This is a genomic window from Dysgonomonas mossii DSM 22836 (assembly GCF_000213575.1).
Classification (GTDB): domain Bacteria; phylum Bacteroidota; class Bacteroidia; order Bacteroidales; family Dysgonomonadaceae; genus Dysgonomonas; species Dysgonomonas mossii.
Map to the genome: position 1 here is coordinate 316,869 of NZ_GL892006.1, position 22,615 is coordinate 339,483.

The window sequence follows — 22,615 nt, forward strand, 5'->3', positions numbered from 1 at the left end:
TCTAATCTTGTTTTGGCAGAGGAGGAGGTGTCATTGTCCAAAGATCTTGCAAGTCCGGCTGATTTCCTGCCGGAGCCCAATCTGCCAATCCGCTTTTCCAAACCAAAGTATCACGAGTCAGTGTATTGCTTTTTGACAGCTCTACTAATGCAGCCTTATCAAAAGGACCTGCTTGCTGTCCGTTCACAGCTACGTAGTAAGATGCTGCACCCGGAAGTGGTGGTGGCACAGTTTGTCCCGAAGCACTCTGATTAGCCATCGATTGTACCATCTGATTAGCCATTGCCATACCTGCACCAAGCCCAACCCCCATACCGGCCGTACCCGAAGGGTTTTCGGCAGCCGCTTCCATAGCCTTTGCAGCCTTCATTTTGGTCAGTTTATCCAAATCTATTTTATCAAGGCGGCTGAGTTCGAATATCTCTTTCTTCACCTCATCAGGCATAGAAATATTCTCTATCAGGAATTTGGTTACATCCATACCGTATGCACCAAAATCATCCTTCATATAGCCGAATATAACTTCCGAAAGTTCATTCAGGTTAGCAGCATACGATTCTATCGGCAAATTTGATTCTGCTGCTGCATCCGAAAAGCGGGTAACAATGATACTCTTGAGCTGTTCTTTGATATTGTCGGTAGTAAAGGTCTGATTTGTACCAACTATCTCTCTGATAAACACCGGGGCATCGGTTATCTTGAATGAATACATCCCAAATGCTCTTATTTCGACCATTCCAAAACGGTTATCGTTTAATATTATGGCATTTTTGGTTCCCCATTTCTGGTCTATAAAGTTCTTTGTACTCACAAAATAAACTTCTGCCTTGAACGGACTATTAAATCCATACTTCCATCCTTTCAGCGTGGTGAGTATCGGCAGATTTTGAGTGTTAAGCGTATAAGTGCCGGGAGTAAAAGTATCAGCGATTTCGCCCTCATTTACAAATACGGCTATCTGTCCTTCGCGAACAATCAGTTTCGCATTGTTTTTTATTTCGTTGTTGTACCTCTCAAAACGATAAACAATAGTATCTTGCGTATTATCTAAAAATTCGATAATATCTATTAATTCATTTCTTAGCTTATCAAAAAGTCCCATACCTGATATTTTTTGAGTTAATATTCTGTCTTCAAAAATATATTATTTTTATCATTAAAAAGCAGTTTTACAGCTTTTTATTTTCTTTTCTTCAAGGTCGTACTACGATCTCATATTCAGCAACCAAAGTAATTTTCTCAACACAAAAAGTAACAAAAGTAACAGGTATCAGCATATTATTTATTGTCACTTTTTCCCTCTGAAAAATTACTCTTAAAGGTGACTGCTTCTATATTAGACAATTTTTATATATAAAAATCACAAGAAAAGGTTTCTTTAGGAGGGCATAAATTATAAAAAGAGATTGTTGTCGTGTTTCTTGTCATGCTAACGAAGGAAGGGCCTCATTACGATAAAGAGTTGGGGTGCTTCATTTCACCAGCATGACAATGAGGGGTCACAAGATTGCAATGGATGCGACCAATTCAGTTTGTATGACAGCACCCAAAACAAAAAAGGTTGTCCATATTAGACAACCTTTCTTCTACTATATATTTTCGATAGATCTACTTTTCCAATTCGTTCAGATTCTCATCAAGAGCCTCTATTTTCTTAACAAGCAATTCCATTTCTTCTTTCAGCTTTTCAATCTTATTATTTACATCCTTCAACAGTCCGCTTGCCCCTTTAGACGAAATAGACAGGAAGTTCATGTTGTTTTCATAAGTCTGAAGATCGGATTTCACTTTATTGTACTGATGCATCAAATGATCACGCTCTCTGTACAAAGCTCTCTTCGGATTATCTTGTTTCGAGATATCTTTTATATTCGATTTGAAAGATTCGAAACGACGTTCTGTCTTATCCACTTTCAGACGATCATAATGAGCGTCAACAGCCTGATGGAATTCTTTATAAATTTTATCCTTTTCTTTGAATGGAACAAAACCTATTTTATGCCATTCGTCTGCTAACTCACGCACCTTAGCGATAAGCTCGGATGGCTCTAAAGACTGATCAACATTTTTGATCTTCTCTATTATTTCTTTTTTAGCAGCCAGGTTATCCAACTCTTCGCTCTTCTGAGAAGACTCATTCTTCTTCTTTTGTTCGAAGAAATAATCGCAAGCCGTTACAAATTCCTTCCATATAGCATCCGAATATTTGCGAGGCACAGGCCCTATAGTCTTCCACTCTTTCTGTATAGCAATCAGCTTATCTGTTGTAGATTTCCAGTCTGTACTGTCTTTTAGGGCTTTTGCTTGTTCTGTCAATGCACGTTTCTTCTCCAGATTTTCGTCCATTTCGCCTCTCACACCCTTAAAGAATTCACTCTTCTTTTCGAAGAATGCATCGCACAACGAACGGAACTCTTCAAATATCTGATTATTTACTTTTTTAGGAACAAAACCGATTGTCTTCCACTTAGCCTGAAGCTCTATCACTTCCTTGCTCTTTTCATCCCATTCTTTGAAAGAAGTCAAAGTAGAATAATCTATGTTTTTCAAGGCTTCACAAATTGCAGTCTTTTCAACCAGATTTTCTTCTTCCCTACCTTTCAATGACTCGAAATGAGTTTGATATTTTTTATTTATGGCTGTAGAAGCATTCTTAAATCGAGTCCAAATTTCTTCCCTCAATTCTCTGGCAACAGGACCTATCTCGCGCCATTGCTGATGGAAATTCTGCAACTGATGAAAGGCTGAAACCGAATCAGTATCATCTATCAGTTTTTCTACCGACTCGCAAATCGCATTCTTAAGTTCAAGATTCTTCTTGAAGTCATAATCACGAAATTCATTGTTGATCTTTATCAGATCATAAAACTTCTCTGTATATATTTGATAAGATTTCCACAAATCTTTCTCTTTCGACTGAGGAACCAAGGTTATATCATTCCATCCCTGCTGCAAGTCTTTAAACTCTTTATATAGCTTATTGAAGTCATCAGAACTTTCGGTCAAATTCTTAATTGACTCTATTATCTGAAGTTTTTTATTATAATTTTCTTCTTTAAGACTTTCTTCGGCTGCTGCCTGGCTTGCACGTTTTTCTTTTAATTCGCTCAAGAAAGTTTTCAGTACATCCTCACTCGGATCAGGTGCAGGAACAAATGCTTCGGCATCGTTTCCAGCCTCAACAAATTCGGCCTTTTGCTCTTCTATAGCAGCAGAACGCAATTTATAAAAAGCTTGCTTAAGCGACTCTACTTCAGCTCTTGAAGGGATTTCAGTTTGTGCAGTCAAGTTTTTTAATTTTTCAATTATCTCATCTTTGGTCAAAGATACTTGCTTTGCCACCGAAGTCTCTGTAGATGTTTCCGATTGCTCTTTCGCTTCCTCTTCAACAGATTGGTTTGTAACTTCCTCTGGTAGATTATTTTCTGGCAATTCAGGATTTAGGTTCTCGTTCATATAGTTAGTTTTTAGGATGAAAGGCATAGCCTCTAGTAATTCATAAGGCAAATTAATGATTTTTTTTTGTTATTTCAACTATCAGAGCACACCTTTTTTAGTTTTTGATACTAAAAGCTCATTTTTCACCTTTTTTCTTTCAAACGCTGCTTTCTTCTTTCTTCCGCTTCACGCTCTTTTTGTTTGCGTTCTTGTTCTTTGACCTTTTCTTTTTCCTTCCGTTCTTTTTCGCGCTGACGCAAGCGTTCTTTCTGTTCACGTTCCTTTTGCTTACGGTCTGCCTCTTTCTGTTTGCGGGCATCCTCACGAGCCTTCACGGCAGCTTTGGCTGCATCTTCTTTTTGTTTCTCTTCCAGTCGTTTTTGTTCCTCTGCTTGTTTATTTGCTGCCTTTATCGAATCATCGAGTGCTTTTTCTACATTCGCTATCGAGTCTGTTCGGGCTTTCTCTATTTTAGTGATAGAATCTAAGCGGATCTTTTCTATTGCTTTTTGTTGTTTTTCTTGTTCTTTACGTAACTTCTCTTCTTCCTTGAGCGCTTGCTTCTCTTCTTTTGTCAGTTTTTCCCTATTCTTATATCGGTTAAACAAGCTCTTTATACCATCAACAGGATTGCTGACAACATCGGATATGCCATCGATAACGTCATTTACTTCTCCGGCTTTTTGCAACTGATCTTTCGACAACAAATCATCTCCTGTTATCTGCCTATCATTCACTTTCGTTTCAGGTTGTTTTTGTACAGGCTTTTCAGGCACGACAGGCGTCTGTGGTATAGTTACAGGCTTTTTTACCGATTCATCAAGCTCTTCCGCCTGACTCTCCTTTTTAGCCCCATCAACTTCTGCAATTACTACAGGCTGGGTAGATTCTACATACTTCTTACCACTCCATGAAGCTATCAACTGAGGGAATTGTTCTGAAAAATGTTCACTAAAATATGCCATGTATTGCTCTAAGCCAAGACGAGGTAGCACATTGATATAATTATCCGTTGATATCGGTACTACAAGAATTGCCTTATCGAGATGTTGTATCAACCCTTCTTTGCTGTATGCCTTCGAGAGATATGACCTTATAGCTGCAAAAGAATTAAACCCTTTCATCTGCAATACCTCATACGGCGGGTCTGTATCAAAACTCAAATCGAACGTCTGAATCACATAATTAGTGAAGTTATAGTCTGCCACCTGATACAGTAATTCGTTTCGGTCTATCGTCTTTGGTTTAAACATCAGCATCAACACATAAGGGACATCCAATGTGTCGGAATATTGTAATATCTTCCCTTTAGAAGCCAATAAAGAATCTGCGCCCTGATAAGCCTTACTCCAGTCGAATCCGGTGACAGGAGAGCCATCCGACAGTAATATTTTTCCACTTTTCAGCCGTTCGAGAATATCACTCGCTAAAGGAGTAATATCAGACTTCGGATACTTTTTCACCAAATCGGTCAAGTTCGCTTCCAAGTTGCCCGCATCACGTACCTGAGCATAAGTCAATGCATTCAGCAGAGTAAAATTAGGCATCAGGTCAGTAAACGGATATTTGGTATTCATTGCCGCATAGTTGCGCCTTACAGTCTCCACATCTGCCTGTTGGTATGCTTTATAAGCTTCGTTGTAGAGCGAATCCTGCAAGCTAGCCATGTTTCGGAAATTCCATTCATAGTCGGGTTGAGAAACAGGACCTGCGTACTTACCCGATGCAAACTCATTCATCAGTTTAGATCGGTATGTAGCCATCATATTGTTATCTCCCAAACGCATATAAATAAGAAACAACTGATAGTAAATTTCTTCCAGATTAGGCGTATTTGGAAAGCGGTGTATATTTGTATTAAAGGCATCGATAGCCAAATCCATATCTTGCAACTTATCTTTATATATCAGCCCCATTTTATACAAAGCATCCTCGATAAGAACATTCGATTCTTTTATTGCCTCAGGAGTAAGAGGTAATTGTTGCAGATAATATTCGACAGAGTATTCATCGTCAACGGCATTCTTCGGACTGTTTAGTTCTTCATTCTGAGCTTGAAGCTCCTTTATCCGATGCGCTTCTGTATCCAGTGAATCGGATTGTTGGGCTGTATCGACCTCATCAAAGATTCCTGTAGATCGCTTATTACGTCTGCGCCAATCATCTTCCAGCTTACGATTTCCCCATTGCTGCTGAAATGCTATTTTACCCTGATTTACTGCTTGCTCGTTGTAAAAATAGAATGTAGCTGCACCTTGTTGTGTAATAACAGGGGGTGCTACCGGCGTCTTGTTAGACTGGTCAAACAATTGTTCATTTATATCATCCCACGACGATATACGCTCCTGCCGTTCTTCGATCCGCCTTTGGTTCTCCTCTTCTTTTTGTCTCTTTTCTTCTTCTTTTTTCAGCTCTACGATCTTATCATTAATAATGCGAAGACGTTCCTCTTCGGGCAGTTGGGCTATATATTGCAAACTATCTTGCTCTTCTACCACTTTAACATGTACAACCAGCTCATCTAGCACACTCGATCTTAGAGCAACCTTCGGATAATCGTGATGAGATTTATTTAATTGAGGTAAAGCTTCTGAGTAACACGGTTGAGCCAAGACAAATTTCCGCTTAAGGAAATAAAGGTCTCCGAGTCTTATCTGAGCCATAGCCTTATCGTACCCATTACGGATACTTTCTTTGACACCTTTTCTATAGTTTTCAAGAGCCTTCAGGGTGTCTGTTTTCTCAAGGTATATATCTCCCAAAGAGGTATATATCTGATCGAGATATTCTTTGTTACGTGATTTCTTAGACATCCCCGACAGCATGGATAGTGCCTTTGTCTTTGCCGGAGAGTCATCCAGTTCTATCTGCCTGAGTTGCGCATTAAATGTATACTTATAAGGTGTACTCATACCCTTAACAGACGAGAATGCCTTATCGGCTTTGGTTTTGTCTCCCAGCTGAGCATAAAGCTGCCCCAAAAGATATTTCATACGAGTCTTTTGATGCTTGTTATGTTCGTTCTTTATGGCAATCTCTAATTGAGGTATGGCTGCCTCATACTCATTGTTATATACTAGATAGTTGGCTTTCACCAATGCATAAAAACCTTTATGTTTTTCGGGAGCTCCTCCTGCTATCTCTATTTTATGTAAGATATCGCCAGCTTCGTACAACCATCCCATTTCGGTATATGCACGGGCTATCCACAACTGACACTCAGCTACAATCTCGGGATTGGTACTGTATATCTTAGTTATATACAGGAACGTACTGACAGCTTGCAAATAGTTTCCATCCTGAAATTCAGCTTTCGCCAGCAACAGCCATACCTGATCCATAAATGGAGTATATTCTTTTTGACGAATCCACGCCTGATATTCGGCATCGTTTCGCCTATCGGGATCACGTTTGGGTTTTGCAGTTATCGAATGCAGCTTGATTGCTTTGGTTGTTTTGTCTATCGTGGTTGTAAAACTCCCCGATGATGCACCAAGCGAGTCCATACTTTTCGGGAAAATGTAGACCAATTGCGAAAGATTGTCTTCCCTCCCCTTCTCTTTTGCTTCGAGCGCTTCTTTGTAAGCTATATCAGCATTGTAGTGTATATTATAACGTGTATTCACCGAATGGTAAAAACGTGTCAAGGCGGTGTTCTTCTTATTAGAACATGACGATGTGATAAGTAGGATAAACAATACACCAAATCCTATGTATAGTGTACGTACTAGATTATTTTGTGACACGTATAAACCAACAGCTGATTAATCATATATAAAACACAAAAATAAGCATTTTATTGTTTTATATCCTATCATCACTTTTGAGCAAGTCTTCAATTATCAAAATCCGGATTTAATCTTTTTCATTATACCCAAAAGTATATCTAATGTCTATATATGAATACAGGTATAGACAAGCAAAAAAATGGTTACCAAGAGCTAAAAAATAAGCTTTCAGCTATACAAACTTATCGTGTACATATATAAACCAGGACAAGGAAAAGGAAAAGTGCAGCAGATACAATTAACATTGCTTTTCTCATATTCATTTATGGTATTAGGATTTCTACGAAGATATAAGATTTTAGATAAATAGAAACAAAAAGAGCCAAAATTTAACTTTCGGCTCTTTCTGAATTAGAATAAAGAGCATTTCCTTATTTTATCTTTTCCATTATTTCGTTCAAAGCCTTTGTCAAGCCTTCGGTATTTTTACCACCGGCTGTAGCAAAGTGAGGTTGACCTCCACCTCCACCTTGGATGTGCTTAGCGGCATCACGTACCAGTTGGGATGCATTCAATCCTTGATCTTTTACAAGGTCGTCACTTAGCATCACAGTAAGTAATGGCTTCCCTTCGTATTCAGTAGCTCCAACGAAAGCTGTATTTGCGGCGAATTGTCCTTTTATCTGGAAAGCTATATCTTTCACAACTTCAGCCGGGAACGGACCATTCAACACATAGAAGTCAATACCATTTATAACCTGCTTTTTCTTGATCAGAGCATCTTTAATCTGAACGGTCTTTTCCTTAACATACTCTTCAACGGTCTTCTTCATTTCGGCATTTTCCTCAAAGAATTTGCGAAGAGCCTGAGTCAGATTTGGTGTATTGTTAAACAGGGATTTCACCTCTGTCAATATATCTTGTTGAGCATAAAAGTAATCTTCGCAAGCCTCAGCCGTAATTGCTTCTATACGGCGAATACCCGCAGCAATTGAGCTCTCGTTGATAATACGGAACGAACCGATACGTCCTGTAGAAGAAATATGAGTACCGCCACAAAGTTCTACTGAATCGCCAAAGCGTATTACACGTACATCTTCACCATACTTTTCGCCAAATAGAGCCATCGCGCCCATTTCTTTCGCTTCGGCAATAGGGACATGGCGCATTTCCTCACGAATGATGTTCTCTCTGATCTTCCCTGTCACATAACGCTCTACTTCACGGATCTCCTTGTCTGTCAACTTTTGGAAATGAGAGAAGTCGAAACGAAGAACAGACGGAGACACATACGACCCCTTTTGTTCTACATGGCTACCCAGTATTTCACGCAAACCTTCATGCAACAAGTGTGTTGCAGTATGGTTGCACTCTGTTGCAGTACGGTTCTTTAGATTGATACGAGCTATAAATGTAGCTGTCAGATCTTGAGGCAGCTTATTCGACAAATGTACTGCCAGATTATTTTCACGCTTAGTATCCGACATTTCGATTGTTTCGTCATCGGTTACCAGCCAACCACTATCACCTACCTGTCCTCCCATTTCGGCATAGAATGGAGTGCGACTCAGTACAATCTGATAGAACTCGCTATTCTTTTGTTTTACCTTGCGGTAACGTAATATTTCGGTTTCACATTCAGTGAAGTCATAGCCTACAAACTCTGTGTCACCGTCTTTCAATGTTACCCAGTCTTCAGTTTCTACTGCTGCTGCATTCCGGGCACGGTCTTTTTGTTTTTGCATCTCTGCCTTAAAGCCAGCTTCGTCTACAGACATGTCATTCTCTTTCAGAATCAGCTCGGTAAGGTCGAGAGGAAATCCGTATGTATCATACAAGGTAAAGGCCTCAACACCACTAATTTCGGTTAACCCCTTTACTTTTGCATCGGCTATTTGCTTGTCCAGTAGTTTTATACCCGTCTCTAGTGTACGCAAGAAAGACTCTTCTTCTTCCTTCATTACTTTTTCAATCAGCGTCTGCTGTTGAATAAGCTCAGGATAAGCATCTCCCATTGTTTCGATCAATGCAGGAAGCAGCTTATACATAAAAGACTTGTGCTGATCAAGGAAGGTATATCCGTAACGAACGGCACGGCGAAGAATACGGCGAATCACATACCCCGCTTTGGCATTCGATGGCAACTGCCCGTCTGTTATCGAAAAAGCGATAGTACGCACATGATCGGCAATCACACGCATCGCAATGTCTTTCTTCACATCCTCTCCGTATGTGGTGTTAGCCAACGCACCAAGAGCCTTTATTATAGTCTGAAATACATCTGTATCATAGTTCGATGTCTTACCTTGGACAGCCATACACAAACGTTCGAATCCCATACCTGTGTCAATTACTTTAGCAGGAAGCGGATCTAGTGACTTGTCGGCTTTACGGTTGTATTGCATAAACACAAGGTTCCAGATTTCTACAACCTGAGGGTCACTCTGATTCACCAATGTCAGCCCGTCAACTTTCGCACGTTCTTCATCAGAGCGTAAGTCTATATGTATTTCGGAGCAGGGACCACAAGGACCTGTGTCACCCATTTCCCAAAAGTTATCTTTCTTGTTGCCATTGATAATCCGGTCTACAGGTAAATACTTTTCCCAATAGGCGGCTGCTTCATCGTCACGAGACAAGCCTTCGGAAGGACTGCCTTCGAAAACAGTAACATAGAGACGATTTTTATCTAATGCCAAAACTTCTGTCAGATATTCCCACGCCCATTCGATCGCCTCTTTTTTGAAATAGTCTCCAAAAGACCAGTTTCCAAGCATTTCGAACATCGTGTGATGGTAAGTATCGTGCCCTACCTCTTCCAAATCGTTATGCTTCCCACTCACTCGAAGGCATTTTTGAGAATCGGCTACACGTGCATACTTGATTGGCGCATTACCCAGAATAACATCTTTAAACTGGTTCATACCCGCATTCGTAAACATCAGTGTAGGGTCACCCTTGATCACCATCGGTGCCGATGGTACAATTTTGTGCTCTTTAGATGCAAAGAAGGATTTAAACGATTCACGAATTTCTTTAGAAGTCATCATATTTTTAAAATTAGTAAATTAGCAAATTAGCAGACATCGGATACATTCCTAACCGTTTGCTAATTTTCACATTTTCATGTTGCCACATTAATTTCTGTTTCTTTATTATAATCAATTTGCAAAAATAGCGCAAAAACTTTACTTTTGTCGAACTCGCGAAAATAAAAATGACAGGAACCATAAAATGAAGCGAAAAGTATATTACAGATACAATCCGCAAACACTCACATACGACAGAATTTATCCTAGCCGCAAAGATAGGATTATTGTGGTTTTCCGTCACCTGATATCGGGTATTGTAGTTGGCATAGTGGGTTTGGTAGCAGTTACCTATTTCTTCGATACGCCTTGGGATAAAGCCCAGAAGAAAGAAGATGAACTGATCCGTGCGCAGTATGAAGTCTTGTCTAAGCGAATGGACGAAGTTATAAATGTGATCGGAGACATACAACAACGTGATGATAACCTTTACAGGGCAATATTCCATGCCGACCCTATCCCCTCCTCTATCCGAAGCTCGGGAGTCGGAGGTATCGGCAGGTACGATTACCTGATGGAGCTGAAAAGCCCGGATCTGATTATCCAAACTACAAAGAAGATGGACTTCATCGAAAAGCAAATCTATATACAGTCTAACTCGTTTGATGAAGTGCTCAGCCTTGCCAAAAGCCAAAAAGATCGTCTGAAACATATACCAAGCATACAACCTGTACCCGACAGATACCTGAAACAAGTAGCCTCGGGATACGGCACACGCATCGACCCCATATATGGTACAGCCCGCTTCCATGCAGGAATGGACTTTGCCGCAAACATAGGAACACCCGTGTATGCGACCGGCGATGGTACTGTGATAGAGGTAGGCTGGAAGCAAGGATATGGTAAATGTATTATGATCAGTCATGGCTATGGCTATGAAACGTTATATGCTCACCTCAACGAATACAAAGTACGTCCAGGACAAAAGGTTACCCGTGGCGAGCAGATCGGAGAAGTGGGTAACACCGGGAAATCGACAGGCCCGCACTTGCACTACGAGGTACACGTAAAAGGTCAGCCCGACAATCCGGCCAAATACTACTTTATGGATCTCTCTCCTGCAGAGTATGATAAGATGTTACAAATTGCCGCTAACCACGGACAGGTAATGGATTGATGCCGCTATGAAAATCGATTTCGAAAATAGTAACCGCCTGTACTACTCCCTGAGAGAAGTTGCTTCGCACTTTAAAGTGAACGAATCGCTACTCCGTTTTTGGGAAGGTGAGTTTGACATCATCAGACCAAGGAAAACGGAAGGAGGTACACGCCAGTACACAAAAGCCGATATCGAGAACATTGCCATCGTTTATCATTTAGTAAGAGAAAAAGGACTTACCCTCGAAGGTGCACGCCAGACCTTAAGACAGAAAAAAGACGAAGAAGCCCGCAAAATACAGGTTCTCCAAAAACTGGAACAAATAAAAAAGGAACTGATGGATATGGAACGGGAGTTTGACGATTCTATCGATTGAGGTAATCTATATTTTCACCTTGCTTTATCTTATTCCTCCAACTATTTCTATAAAAAGTAACAAAAGTAACACATATCCCCCCTTTTTCAGTTGTCACCTTCTGTAACGGTATCCGGGAGGCAACGGACCTGTGTTCTGGTTGGGAATGGTAACGTGTTTTGATTTTTTCTTTGGCTGAGGCTCTACCTCCGTATCAGCTTCCTTTATTGCTAAGGGTTTATCTGACGGTTTTATTGGCTGATCGCCTACAACCGCTTCCTCTTTTTTCTTTTGTTCTACCGAATGATTATTTCTAAGATTTTCACGCAAAAGGTTTAGGCTCTCTGCTGTGGTAGGATCGCGCACCACGATTGTTAAAGCAGGTTCTTGCTTATACTCTGCCTCTTTCTCTTCTTTGGCTTCATTTTGCAACAATACCAGTTTTATAGCATGGGTATCGGGAGCATATTCCTTTTGCCTGACAGTGCGGGATTTCAATACTAACTTTTCAGGATTGCTCTTATCGGGTACATAAATAGTCCGGGTTTCGGTGAGGGTATAGCCTTCCAGCTTCTTCTTCAACGAACTACGTGCCAACATCAAGAGTTTGTCGTCTCGACATTCCATTGCTCTTTCAACAGCCTCGTTGAACTCAGGTTTTGTTTTACGCCATTCATAGAATGTTTTCCGATTTATATTCAATGCATTACATATTTCCGAAATACTATATGTATCCTCTTCGATAAAGGAAATTATCCTTTCTACCAATCGCTCTGTGTATTTTGCCATGTCTATTATAAGTTAAGTGCTAAAAGAATTTATTGTTGTCTTTTTTATCATTCTGAGGCATTAAAGGGTCGGTATACTTCTTTGCCTCACCATGACAAAAGACTATAAGACAATAATTATGATTGATTACTATAATAGATAAAATTGGACAAAAATGATAAAGGGGCATTTTGAAAGGAAAACAGGGTTCTTGCTATTCTATATTGAAATCGTTCATACGAGATTGTTCGTTTTATTCAGGATAATAGGCTGTGTTTCGGAAGTAGGGGCAGTGGCTTGTGCCTGCCCATTTATATCCGGGCAACCACAAGTGAGTGCCCCTACACACGCATATACGAAAAAGCACCTCTAAGTCTGATTGATAGACTTAGAGGTGCTTTATATTCATTCTTCAGGCAATTCTTATATGCCCAAATCTTTACATACTTGTTCTATTTTCTTTTCAGTAGCAGCATTCACTGCATCGTATTCTTCACGTGATTTCAACTTGTCCTGAACTTCAATGTAGAATTTTATCTTCGGTTCTGTTCCCGAAGGACGGATTGAAACTTTCGTTTTATCCTGTGTAAAGTATTGAAGTACGTTCGAAGTTGTAGGCATCTCGAGAGTATATTCTTCATTGATACTAAAATCTTGTGCCTTCAATGTCACAAAGTCTTTGATCAATATCACTTTCGAGCCGGCTATTTCTTTGATCGGATTTTCTCTGAAATTCTTCATCATCGCTTCTATTTCTTCAGCACCGCTTCTACCTTCTTTCGTTACCGAAATACCTTTCTCTTTAGAGAAACCATATTCCACATAGATATCCTGAAGCATTTCGTACAATGTTTTTCCGTTGTCTTTTGCCCATGCCGCAATTTCGCCAAACAAGATAGCAGCAGAAACAGAATCCTTATCACGCACAAAATCTTCGGCCAAGAATCCGTAACTTTCTTCACCCCCACCTATATAATTACGCTTGCCTTCCAGTTCGCGCATTACTGCAGCTATCCATTTAAAGCCGGTGTAGCACTCAAACATTTCCACGCCATTCTTCTCAGATACAACCTGAGTCAATGCACTGGTAACGATTGTACGCACTGTATAGTCTTTCTTCGAGAGCAATCCCAATTCCTTACGGCGTGTGATTATATAGTAGATAAGGATAAGCATTGTTTGATTACCATTCAGCAAGATAAATTCTCCTTTATCGTTGCGAATACCCGCACCAAAGCGGTCAGCATCAGGGTCAGTAGCAAATACCAACTCGGCATTTGTTTCTTCTGCTTTTTTCACAGCCAACGCCATAGCGGCAGGATCTTCAGGGTTTGGAGAAATCACTGTAGGAAAATCGCCACTCAACACATCTTGTTCGGGTACGTTTATAATATTGGTAAACCCGCATTCTTTTAGTGCTTTAGGGATAATTGTAAATCCCGTGCCATGCAGAGGAGTATAAACAATACCGATATTTGCATGACGCTTGATCGAATCGGGAGAAAGAAGCAATGTTTTCAAGTCCTGTATATAGGCATTGTCCATATCCTTGCCCAGTATTTCGATCAGCTTTTTATCACCGCCTTTAAATTTGATCTGGTCAACTTTCACTCTGTTCACCTCAGCGATAATGCTCTTATCATGCGGAGGAATAACCTGCGCACCATCTTCCCAATATACCTTATAACCGTTATATACTTTCGGGTTGTGAGAAGCTGTAATCATTATACCACTCTGACAACCTAGCTTGCGGATAGCATACGAGATTTCGGGAGTAGGTCGTAAGTCTTCGAACAGATATGCCTTGATTCCGTTTGCAGCAAAAATATCTGCCGAAATTTCAGCATACAAACGGCTATTGTTACGACAATCGTGACCGATCACTGCTTTTATTTCTTTTAACGAAGAAAACTCCTTCAATAGATAATTAGCCAGCCCTTGTGTTGCACCTCCGATTGTGTATATATTCACGCGGTTGGTACCTACACCCATAATTCCGCGAAGTCCTCCTGTTCCAAATTCAAGATCTTTGTAAAAAGATTCTATAAGTTCAGTTTTATCTTCTTGATCCAACAATGCCTGAACTTCTTTTCGTGTATCGGCATCGTATTTTTCCGACAACCATGTTTTTGCTTTAGCTGTTACCTGTGCCAGTAATTCACTGTTTTCCATGCTTTCTTCTTTATTTTAGTTTTATATTGATCTAAACAAAAATGCGAATAACAAAAATAACAATTTTTTGCTTTGAGGGGGTAAGAAGATCTAAGAAATATAGTCTTTCTCCACACTCCGACCAATCATATCCTTTAATCCATTGATTATTCACACAAAACTAAATAGGTGAATACCAAAAACATAATAAAGTATAATAAAACCTAATCGCTCGGTATCGCATTCCATTTAAGAAAAGTTCTTTTTGGCAGTTCCCGAAGAAAGCATTACTTTTGCAGCGGTTTTAACGCCCCCTACTCATTTTGGGCTAGTATTCACTAAAAATTAAGAATCATGGACGAAGACCCCTATCCGAGTTACAGAAACAAAACAGAAGTATTAACCTCTCTGTAAAGGGTCTTATTGTGATTTCCTTACAGAGATAAAGTAAGGAGATTGCATCATGAGTGAAATAATAATCCGCCTCCAACAGCTTATTGAAGACAAAAGCTGGAAAATCGTAAAACAAGAACTTAACAACCTCGATTCTGTTCAGATAGCAGAAATCATTGCCGACATACCAAAGTCTGATCAGATCATTTTATTCCGCCTCTTGCCACAAGAATTGGCAAAGGAGACTTTCAAACGCCTTTCTCACGACGAAAAAGAAGATATAATCGAAGGACTGGCTGTTAACATCAATGTAGTAACATCTCTTCTTAATGATCTTGATCCGGACGACCGTACGGCTTTTTTTGAAGAACTACCGGGCGAAGTGAGCCAGCGTCTGATGCAGATATTATCGGACGAAGAAAGAGAAATCACCACCAAGCTACTGGGCTTCCCAAAAGATAGTATCGGACGTCTGATGACACCCGAATACGTCGCTGTAAGACCATACTACACTGTAGAACAGGCTATAAACCATATCCGCAAGTTCGGACAAGACTCTGAAACACTAAATGTAATATACATCGTAGATGATAATTGGAAGCTTATCGCCGATATCCGCATCAAGGAAATAATTTTGGCTTCCGCCAACCAGACTATCGGCGAGCTTAGCGACAATCGGGTTATCTCGCTTAACGCATACGACGATCAGGAAGTTGCCGTAAAAATATTCTCCGACCACGACCGTGTAGCTTTACCCGTAACGGATACCAACGGCACATTACTGGGCATTGTTACCATCGACGACGTTATGGATGTGGCAGAAGAAGAGAGCACAGAAGACTTCCAAAAGTTTGGGGGTACAGAGGGGCTCGACCTGTCATATACCAAAACATCTCTTTCCGAAATGGTGAAAAAACGTGCGGGATGGCTAGTTGTACTCTTTTTAGGAGAGATGCTCACAGCATCAGCAATGGGCCACTTCGACGAAGAGATAGAGAAAGCCGTAGTGTTGGCCTTGTTTGTTCCACTAATCATTTCAAGCGGTGGTAACTCGGGTTCGCAGGCTGCCAGTCTTATTATCCGTGCATTGGCACTGGGCGAATTAAAGCTAAAGAACTGGTGGTATGTGATGAGAAAAGAAATTTTATCAGGTCTGCTTTTGGGTTCTATCCTCGGTGTAATAGGCTTTACACGGATATTTATATGGCAAGAACTGGGCTTATACGACTATGGAGAGTATTGGGTATGGGTTGCGTTGAGTGTATCCGTTTCGCTCGTATTTATTGTCTTATGGGGAACGTTCTCCGGCTCGATGATCCCCCTCATGCTAAAGAAAATTGGATTAGACCCCGCTACCGCTTCAGCTCCGTTTGTGGCAACGCTGGTGGATGTTACCGGACTGATCATCTATTTCTCTATTGCAGCTATGTTCTTAAGCGGAAAACTACTCTGACAAACTAATTATCTATAAAGTAAAGATCGGCTGGCTTAAGGTTATCTCTTGTCATACTGAGCAAGATGAATAATTTAAGCCAGCCGATCTTTTTTATATTATATTATACGAAAGCACCTTCAATCTATCCGACTCCGTATTTGATCTGATCGAATAAGAAAGGGAATATTTTTGCGTCTACGCCATGATTTAATAGACTTTCTCTGTCTGCATCAAACAACATAGCAAACAATTCGAAGTCATTCTCTTTGTATACAGCCTGTTTATAATGTTCGATAGCTTCTTTCATATTACCGGCGCAAAGGTCTACATGTCCGGCATTTAAGAAGTCATGTATCGTAGGTTTTCTTTCTAAAATTTGATTGTAATATTTTTGAGCTAACTCGTACTTTCTCAACAAGAATGCAGTCCATGCAATAGGACGCTGTGCTTTTGTACCCTTAGAATCTAATAGCTCTACCTTAAAATACGTATTTAAGGCCTGCTCATAATCGTTCATCTCCAGATAGCAATGCCCTATATTCAGCTCCGTGTTTACATTATCAGGATTCAATTTTGCTGCTTTCTGATAGTAGTACAATGACATATCGGGCTTCTTCAACGTTCGGTATATCTGTGCTATACGCCTTATGATCCACGAATTATCGGGTCTCAACACGTCCGCTTGCAAGTATGCAGCCAAAGCACCATCCTGATTGTTGAGCATTTGCTTACAATACCCTATTTTTTGCCAAATGTCATCATTCTGAGTATCAATATCAATCAGGCGATTGAAGACATCCAACGCCTCACTGAAATTATTTTTATCGAAACAATACTGAGCAATTTTTCTCATGCTTTCCTCATCGGATATCAATGGAGCAATAGACTTCTTGTCATAAAAATTCAAATTCAGCTTGAATACGTCAAAGAAGTTGTTGCGATATGGATGCAATTTAAAGAAACGATACAGGTCTTGAATATATTGATTTGAAGTAACCTCATCATCGATAGTAGGATTCATTGCCTGTGCCTCTTTTTGCAGTTGCTTGATTTCTTCCGATTCGGCACCCATCCGCCCCATCATCATATCCCGTTGTGCAGGAGATATTTGTAACAGGCTCAAACAAAAAGAATACTTGTCGGAGTTGCACATATGCCCCGAATCGAGAACGGCAGTCTTCAACAGATTACTTCCGCTATCTTCGGGAAACAGGCTCATAAGCTCAGAGTACGAAGGATCGAAGGGCATAAACCAATTGCTCATTTCGGAAAAGAAAGAAAAGTGCTTTAATCCCGAAAATGTAGAATGAAACACATCAGCACCTTCCATTTGCAAATTGGAATATTCCTGTAACTTTTTACCAAGTCCCGATTCTTCAAGCTCCTTTTGCCATTCAGGATTTTTCTCCGAAAAGTCTGTATCACCGCCCATCAGCTCTTCCATATTCAGTTTGCGACCGGCCAGATTATTAAACTTCATCATCTCTGGCAAAATCTCCTCCCTGATTTTCTTGCTAATCTGCTCGGTCTCGCGCGAACGAATCAACTGAATCACAACACGGCGAACAGCCCTGCGGAATTCCTGATTTTCGGACATAATATCCAATTGGTTTTGCAACTCAGGATACAATGACCAACGCACATCGTACATTTGCATGACAATCACAAGACCTACAATAGCCCTTACCCGCAGTTGCATATTGTCGGAAAAAGACATGTACATCAACACCTGTACTTTTCTATAGTCGAAGCGATGAAACAAGCTTAGAGACAATGCAGACAAAAGCAAGCTCTTTTCTCTTACAGGCATCACCTCATTTTCGAGAAAAGAAATATAATCGTTGTAGTCGCTTTCTTCAGCTCGGGGAGAAACATATACTTTGGAGAATAAATCGGAAGCTACACGTTCACGCCTTACCGCCAAATCGAGTTTTCGCTGGTTCTTTTCTTCTCCCACCTCAAGTAAATCGACAATAGACATAGAATCGGAAATATCCTTCAACTGCTTCAAATAATCAGGCAGCGTATTTGTCTTTAATCTGTTTATCCGATACTTTTCATAAAATATATTGGTCGACTCTGTATTTAAGAGTTCATCGGCAACATCGTCTGTCAGCTCATATAGAGATCTTAACAAGTTACGATAAACATTATCCCGTTCGGTATCTTCAACACCTTCAAACAGGTAATGAAGCATATATTTGTAGTTTGTCTCCAATTCGCTCAATGTTTCAGACACTTTCCAATCCTGAAGGTTTACGACCAACTTTGTCAGTGACTCAAACACATCTTTCAACTGTCTTTTTGACAGGTTTTGAAGAATTTCTTTTTTAAGAGCTATTATATCGCGACTGTTCATTCTTTAATACTATGTATGGGTTATGCTCAATTAGTCATTATCAATGTAGAAGGAGCATCACGAAGCAAGTTAGGTTTTTTTACATCCAGTTCTTTCCAACTATTGAGACTAATCAAGATCAAATCTTGTTTCATCAATATATCACTATCCACAGGTATATTGTTGTTCCACAGCTGAAATAAGTATGGGTTCACTGCTTTTATTGCCTTTACAGACTTTACAAATTCTATCGAGTTCTCGGCGAGTCCTACCCGATCCCATAATGTTATTCTCACGTATGAGTTTTCGGCCAGCCTTTCCATAAAGTCACCCATAAAAATATCATCCTCATCCAATATAGGAACAAAAATATTACGGATAGTTATTAATCCTTTATCAATAAATATGCCAACCGGCATATTGGTCTTCGAAATAATAGAGCGGGTACGATCATCGAACGGAGCATTGAATGTTCCTTTTTTTCTGATCTTGTTCTGCACGATAGAAAAGATATAATCGGGAACATAACTCAGAGCATTGGAGAAACGCCCTAGAAACCTGTCGGAATATGTATATCCTTTATTCCCAATCAAAAGGAAATCGTATTCTCCTTTGTTTGCAATTTTTATAATACTGTTCTGAAAATTATTTGTAACCTCAAACATTGTGTTTACATCCTGTTGCAAAGAATGAGCCTCCTCCTTAACGGGTTTAAAAATACGATCTTCTTCCTCATCTATATTGTATTGATGCATCGGGCTACCTTCCGTTAAATGCAATAATGTCAGATCAGACTGTGATTGTTTTCTTTTTATCAAACAACTTGCCAAAAGCAATAGCTTACGCCCTGTTTGAGGGCTTGAAAAAGGCACTAATACTTTAAATTTCTTTTGTGCCGAAATTTCAGAATAATTTTCGTTTCGTTTAAATATCTTATCCAGAATATTTAAACTAGGCGATGTCATAAAGGTGGTAACCAGTGCCATAATCACCATCATGGCAAATAGTTCGGGCGTTAATATTCCTAAGTCGAGACCGATATTCAATACAACGAGCTCCATCAAACCTCTGGTATTCATCAATGCACCTATCACCAAACTATCTTTCCAGTTTTGCCCCACAAAGCGTGCGGCCAAGGCGCTACCCAGAAATTTACCGGTTACAGCAACTGCAATCACAATAAAACACACTAGCCACAAATGTCCGGTATTTAATAAGCCAATTTCGGTTCTCAATCCTGTGAAAACAAAGAATAGAGGCAACAAGATTATCAGTGTTACATATTCTATCCTTTCGGTCAGAAGATTACGCAAACGGATATTCGAAGGCATTATAACCCCTGTAAGGAAAGCCCCAAACAAGGCGTGAATCCCGATAGCCTCGGTAGTATATGCCGATAGGAACAATATCAATATAAAGCCACCCATTATAGTTTTAGACATCCCTTTCGAATGGTGATTATCTGCAATATTTTTTAAGATCGGACGAACAACCTTAAACATAATAAGCACATATACCACAGCCATCAAAATCACATATAGGGAACTGGTGAAAGTTCCGGCTTTGGCTATCGCTATCACAGCAGCCAACAAACACCAGGCTGTGATATCGTCTATGGCTGCACAGGTAATAACCATAGGCCCTACGGGCGATTTGTTGATTCCTTTTTCGTGCACAATACGTGCCAAAACGGGAAAAGCTGTTATACTCATCGCAATCCCCATAAAGAGAGCAAACGAAACAAACCCGGAGTGTGCATGAGTAAAGTCTTCATATATAAAATATGCCAGTAATGCCCCTAACGTAAATGGAAAGACAATGCTGGCATGACTTATGATTACGGCACTATGAGCCCTATTCTTCAACACATTCAGATTCAGCTCCATACCCACAATAAACATAAAGAGTATCAGTCCTACCTGACTCAACAAGTTGATATTAACGAGTGAAGCTACAGGAAACAGGAATTGAGAAACCTCTGGAAAGTAGAAGCCTAATAAAGATGGCCCTAATACGATCCCTGCCGCTATTTCGCCAATCACAGAAGTTTGACCGATTTTTTTACAGATCCAGCCAAAAATTTTCACCACCAGCATGATTACAATTATCTGCAACATTAAGATGGCGAAAGGAACACTTATATTATGCAATAAGCTTTTGCCAAATTCGCCCCATGCGGTTTCCCCTGTTGTTTGCTCCGAGATCGTACGTCCTACCTCCAGATTATTTTTACCAAGTTGAAGTATAATAAGTAATATGAGAGAGAATGACCCTATCGATATAATGTAAAAAAGTACATTCTTTAATTTTTTCATATATGTTCTCCGTTAACAACCTAAATTAATTATAAGTACCTAATAATACTTTTGCCTAAGCGAAGACAAAATTATGGTTTATTTTCGAATCCTATCCCACTTTACTTTATCAGCGTATGTAGAAGCATAATACATATTAATCTTTTTTAACTAATATTTTATCTATACGAACACCATCCATATCTACAATTTCGATTATAAAATTTTTCCATTTCAGGATCTCCCCGGTCTTCGGTATATGCCCCAGGTTATCAAGTATCAGACCACTAACAGTATTATAATCGTATTTGTTATACATGTCTCCCATTCTGAAATAAACAAGAAAATCATAGAATGAGCATTGTCCATCTATCAGGCAACTTCCATCCTGACGCTGTACGATTGCAGGCTCTTCCAGCGGATCTAACAAAGTACCAACCAATGCTTCCAGAATATCTTTTAATGTAACAATTCCCCTCACCGCACCAAATTCGTCGCAAACGAGAGCATACGATACATGATTCGCTTTCATGTCAGCCAATGCACTATATACTTCCATACTTTCAGAAAAGAACTGAACAGGACGCACAACAGTCTTCACATCAAAGTCGGGAGATTCTATTTTCCCAAACATATCCTTCAGATAAACAACTCCCAACACATGATCCAAATCTTTAGTTCCTACAGGATATTTATCAAAGGGGTATTTATGTATAAGGGTTACGATCTCATCATTTGTCATATCCGTATCTATCCATACAATATCTCCCCGATTGGTCATAATAGATTCCAAATCTCTATCGCCCAGATTAAAGACACGCTCTACGATTTCTTTTTCTACATCACGCACTTCCCCGTCTTCTGCTCCTTCAATTACCATCGACTTGATTTCTTCTTCTGTAACTTTAGACTCGGATAGAGAAATACCCAGCATGCGAAATATTAAAGACGAGCTTTTGGATAACAGCCATACAAAAGGAGATACAACAATAGACAAATAATGCATCGGGCGAGCTATAACTTTAGCGACTTTCTCTGCCGAACTCATACCGATACGTTTTGGCACCAATTCGCCAAGAACAATTGTGAAATAAGTAACTATTATAACAATACCAAACCGAGCAAGCGGATATGCATAGTTTGCAGAAAGCCCCATATTGACAAATAGTGCCGATACATCGCTAGCCAACACATCGCCCGAATAGAGCCCCGTGAGGATACCGATGAGTGTAATCCCCACCTGAACCGTAGATAAAAAACGATCGGGGTTTTCGGACAATTGCATTGCAGTCTGAGCAGATTTACTGCCTCGCTTTGCTTCCGTTTTGAGACTTGATTTACGTGCTGAGATAACAGCAATTTCGGACATTGAAAAAACACCATTCAATAATATCAAAAGAACTATGATTGCGATTTCCATATATTTTATTAATATTCGTCAAGCGAAGGTAAAGATATTACAAATGCAAAATACATTTATTTGATATTTATTAAGAAAGTTTGAAAATCCATTCAATCTTAATTGCT

General features: G+C 39.8%; 13 protein-coding genes. 4 read left to right on the forward strand and 9 right to left on the reverse strand.

All coding sequences use genetic code 11. The features are described from left to right. Position 1 precedes the first annotated feature (1 nt). The 4 genes from HMPREF9456_RS08275 to alaS form a co-directional block, all read right to left on the reverse strand. On the reverse strand, positions 2-1,102 hold the full coding sequence (locus HMPREF9456_RS08275) for an SPFH domain-containing protein (protein WP_006843044.1): 1,101 nt from the start codon (positions 1,100-1,102) through the stop codon (positions 2-4). A 506-nt stretch (positions 1,103-1,608) separates the two neighbouring features. Next, positions 1,609-3,456 carry a DUF349 domain-containing protein gene (locus HMPREF9456_RS08280; RefSeq protein ID WP_006843045.1) on the reverse strand — a complete coding sequence of 616 codons (1,848 nt, stop codon included), beginning with the start codon at positions 3,454-3,456 and terminating at the stop codon, positions 1,609-1,611. A 125-nt stretch (positions 3,457-3,581) separates the two neighbouring features. After that, positions 3,582-7,184, reverse strand: coding sequence for a type IX secretion system periplasmic lipoprotein PorW/SprE (gene porW / locus HMPREF9456_RS08285; RefSeq protein ID WP_006843046.1), 3,603 nt, complete (start codon positions 7,182-7,184; stop codon positions 3,582-3,584). 413 nt (positions 7,185-7,597) lie between these two features. Continuing rightward, positions 7,598-10,216 (reverse strand): alanine--tRNA ligase, encoded by a 2,619-nt coding sequence (gene alaS / locus HMPREF9456_RS08290; RefSeq protein WP_018074873.1) that lies wholly within the window; start codon positions 10,214-10,216, stop codon positions 7,598-7,600. 184 nt (positions 10,217-10,400) lie between these two features. Here alaS and HMPREF9456_RS08295 point away from each other — a divergent pair, with 184 nt between their 5' ends. Together HMPREF9456_RS08295 and HMPREF9456_RS08300 are read left to right on the forward strand one after the other, a co-directional pair. After that, positions 10,401-11,372 carry a M23 family metallopeptidase gene (locus HMPREF9456_RS08295; protein WP_006843049.1) on the forward strand — a complete coding sequence of 324 codons (972 nt, stop codon included), beginning with the start codon at positions 10,401-10,403 and terminating at the stop codon, positions 11,370-11,372. A 7-nt stretch (positions 11,373-11,379) separates the two neighbouring features. Continuing rightward, the gene (locus tag HMPREF9456_RS08300) at positions 11,380-11,730 is read left to right on the forward strand and encodes a MerR family transcriptional regulator (protein ID WP_006843050.1); all 351 of its coding nucleotides are present in this window, start codon (positions 11,380-11,382) and stop codon (positions 11,728-11,730) included. Positions 11,731-11,823: 93 nt separating this feature from the next. On the opposite strand, the gene HMPREF9456_RS08305 is transcribed toward HMPREF9456_RS08300, so the two are convergent. Continuing rightward, complete coding sequence (locus HMPREF9456_RS08305) at positions 11,824-12,498, reverse strand: bacteriophage terminase small subunit (RefSeq protein WP_006843051.1); 675 nt, start codon at positions 12,496-12,498, stop codon at positions 11,824-11,826. A 154-nt stretch (positions 12,499-12,652) separates the two neighbouring features. Between HMPREF9456_RS08305 and HMPREF9456_RS17210 the strand changes: the two genes are divergently transcribed. After that, a complete protein-coding gene (locus HMPREF9456_RS17210) occupies positions 12,653-12,850 on the forward strand; it encodes a hypothetical protein (protein ID WP_006843052.1) in 198 nt (65 codons plus the stop codon). Between the two features lie 50 nt (positions 12,851-12,900). Here the strand turns inward: HMPREF9456_RS17210 and HMPREF9456_RS08310 are convergent, their stop codons facing one another. After that, positions 12,901-14,649: a phospho-sugar mutase gene (locus tag HMPREF9456_RS08310; protein ID WP_006843053.1), complete on the reverse strand. Its 1,749-nt coding sequence runs from the start codon at positions 14,647-14,649 to the stop codon at positions 12,901-12,903. 442 nt (positions 14,650-15,091) lie between these two features. Between HMPREF9456_RS08310 and mgtE the strand changes: the two genes are divergently transcribed. Further along, entirely contained in the window at positions 15,092-16,474 is a 1,383-nt protein-coding gene (mgtE, locus tag HMPREF9456_RS08315) for a magnesium transporter (protein WP_006843054.1), read from the forward strand. 124 nt (positions 16,475-16,598) lie between these two features. On the opposite strand, the gene HMPREF9456_RS08320 is transcribed toward mgtE, so the two are convergent. From HMPREF9456_RS08320 to HMPREF9456_RS08330, 3 genes are all read right to left on the reverse strand, one after another. After that, on the reverse strand, positions 16,599-18,815 hold the full coding sequence (locus HMPREF9456_RS08320) for a tetratricopeptide repeat protein (RefSeq protein WP_006843055.1): 2,217 nt from the start codon (positions 18,813-18,815) through the stop codon (positions 16,599-16,601). A 26-nt stretch (positions 18,816-18,841) separates the two neighbouring features. Beyond that, positions 18,842-21,109, reverse strand: coding sequence for a cation:proton antiporter domain-containing protein (locus HMPREF9456_RS08325; protein ID WP_006843056.1), 2,268 nt, complete (start codon positions 21,107-21,109; stop codon positions 18,842-18,844). Positions 21,110-21,245: 136 nt separating this feature from the next. Next, the gene (locus HMPREF9456_RS08330; protein WP_006843057.1) at positions 21,246-22,508 is read right to left on the reverse strand and encodes a hemolysin family protein; all 1,263 of its coding nucleotides are present in this window, start codon (positions 22,506-22,508) and stop codon (positions 21,246-21,248) included. Positions 22,509-22,615: the final 107 nt, after the last annotated feature.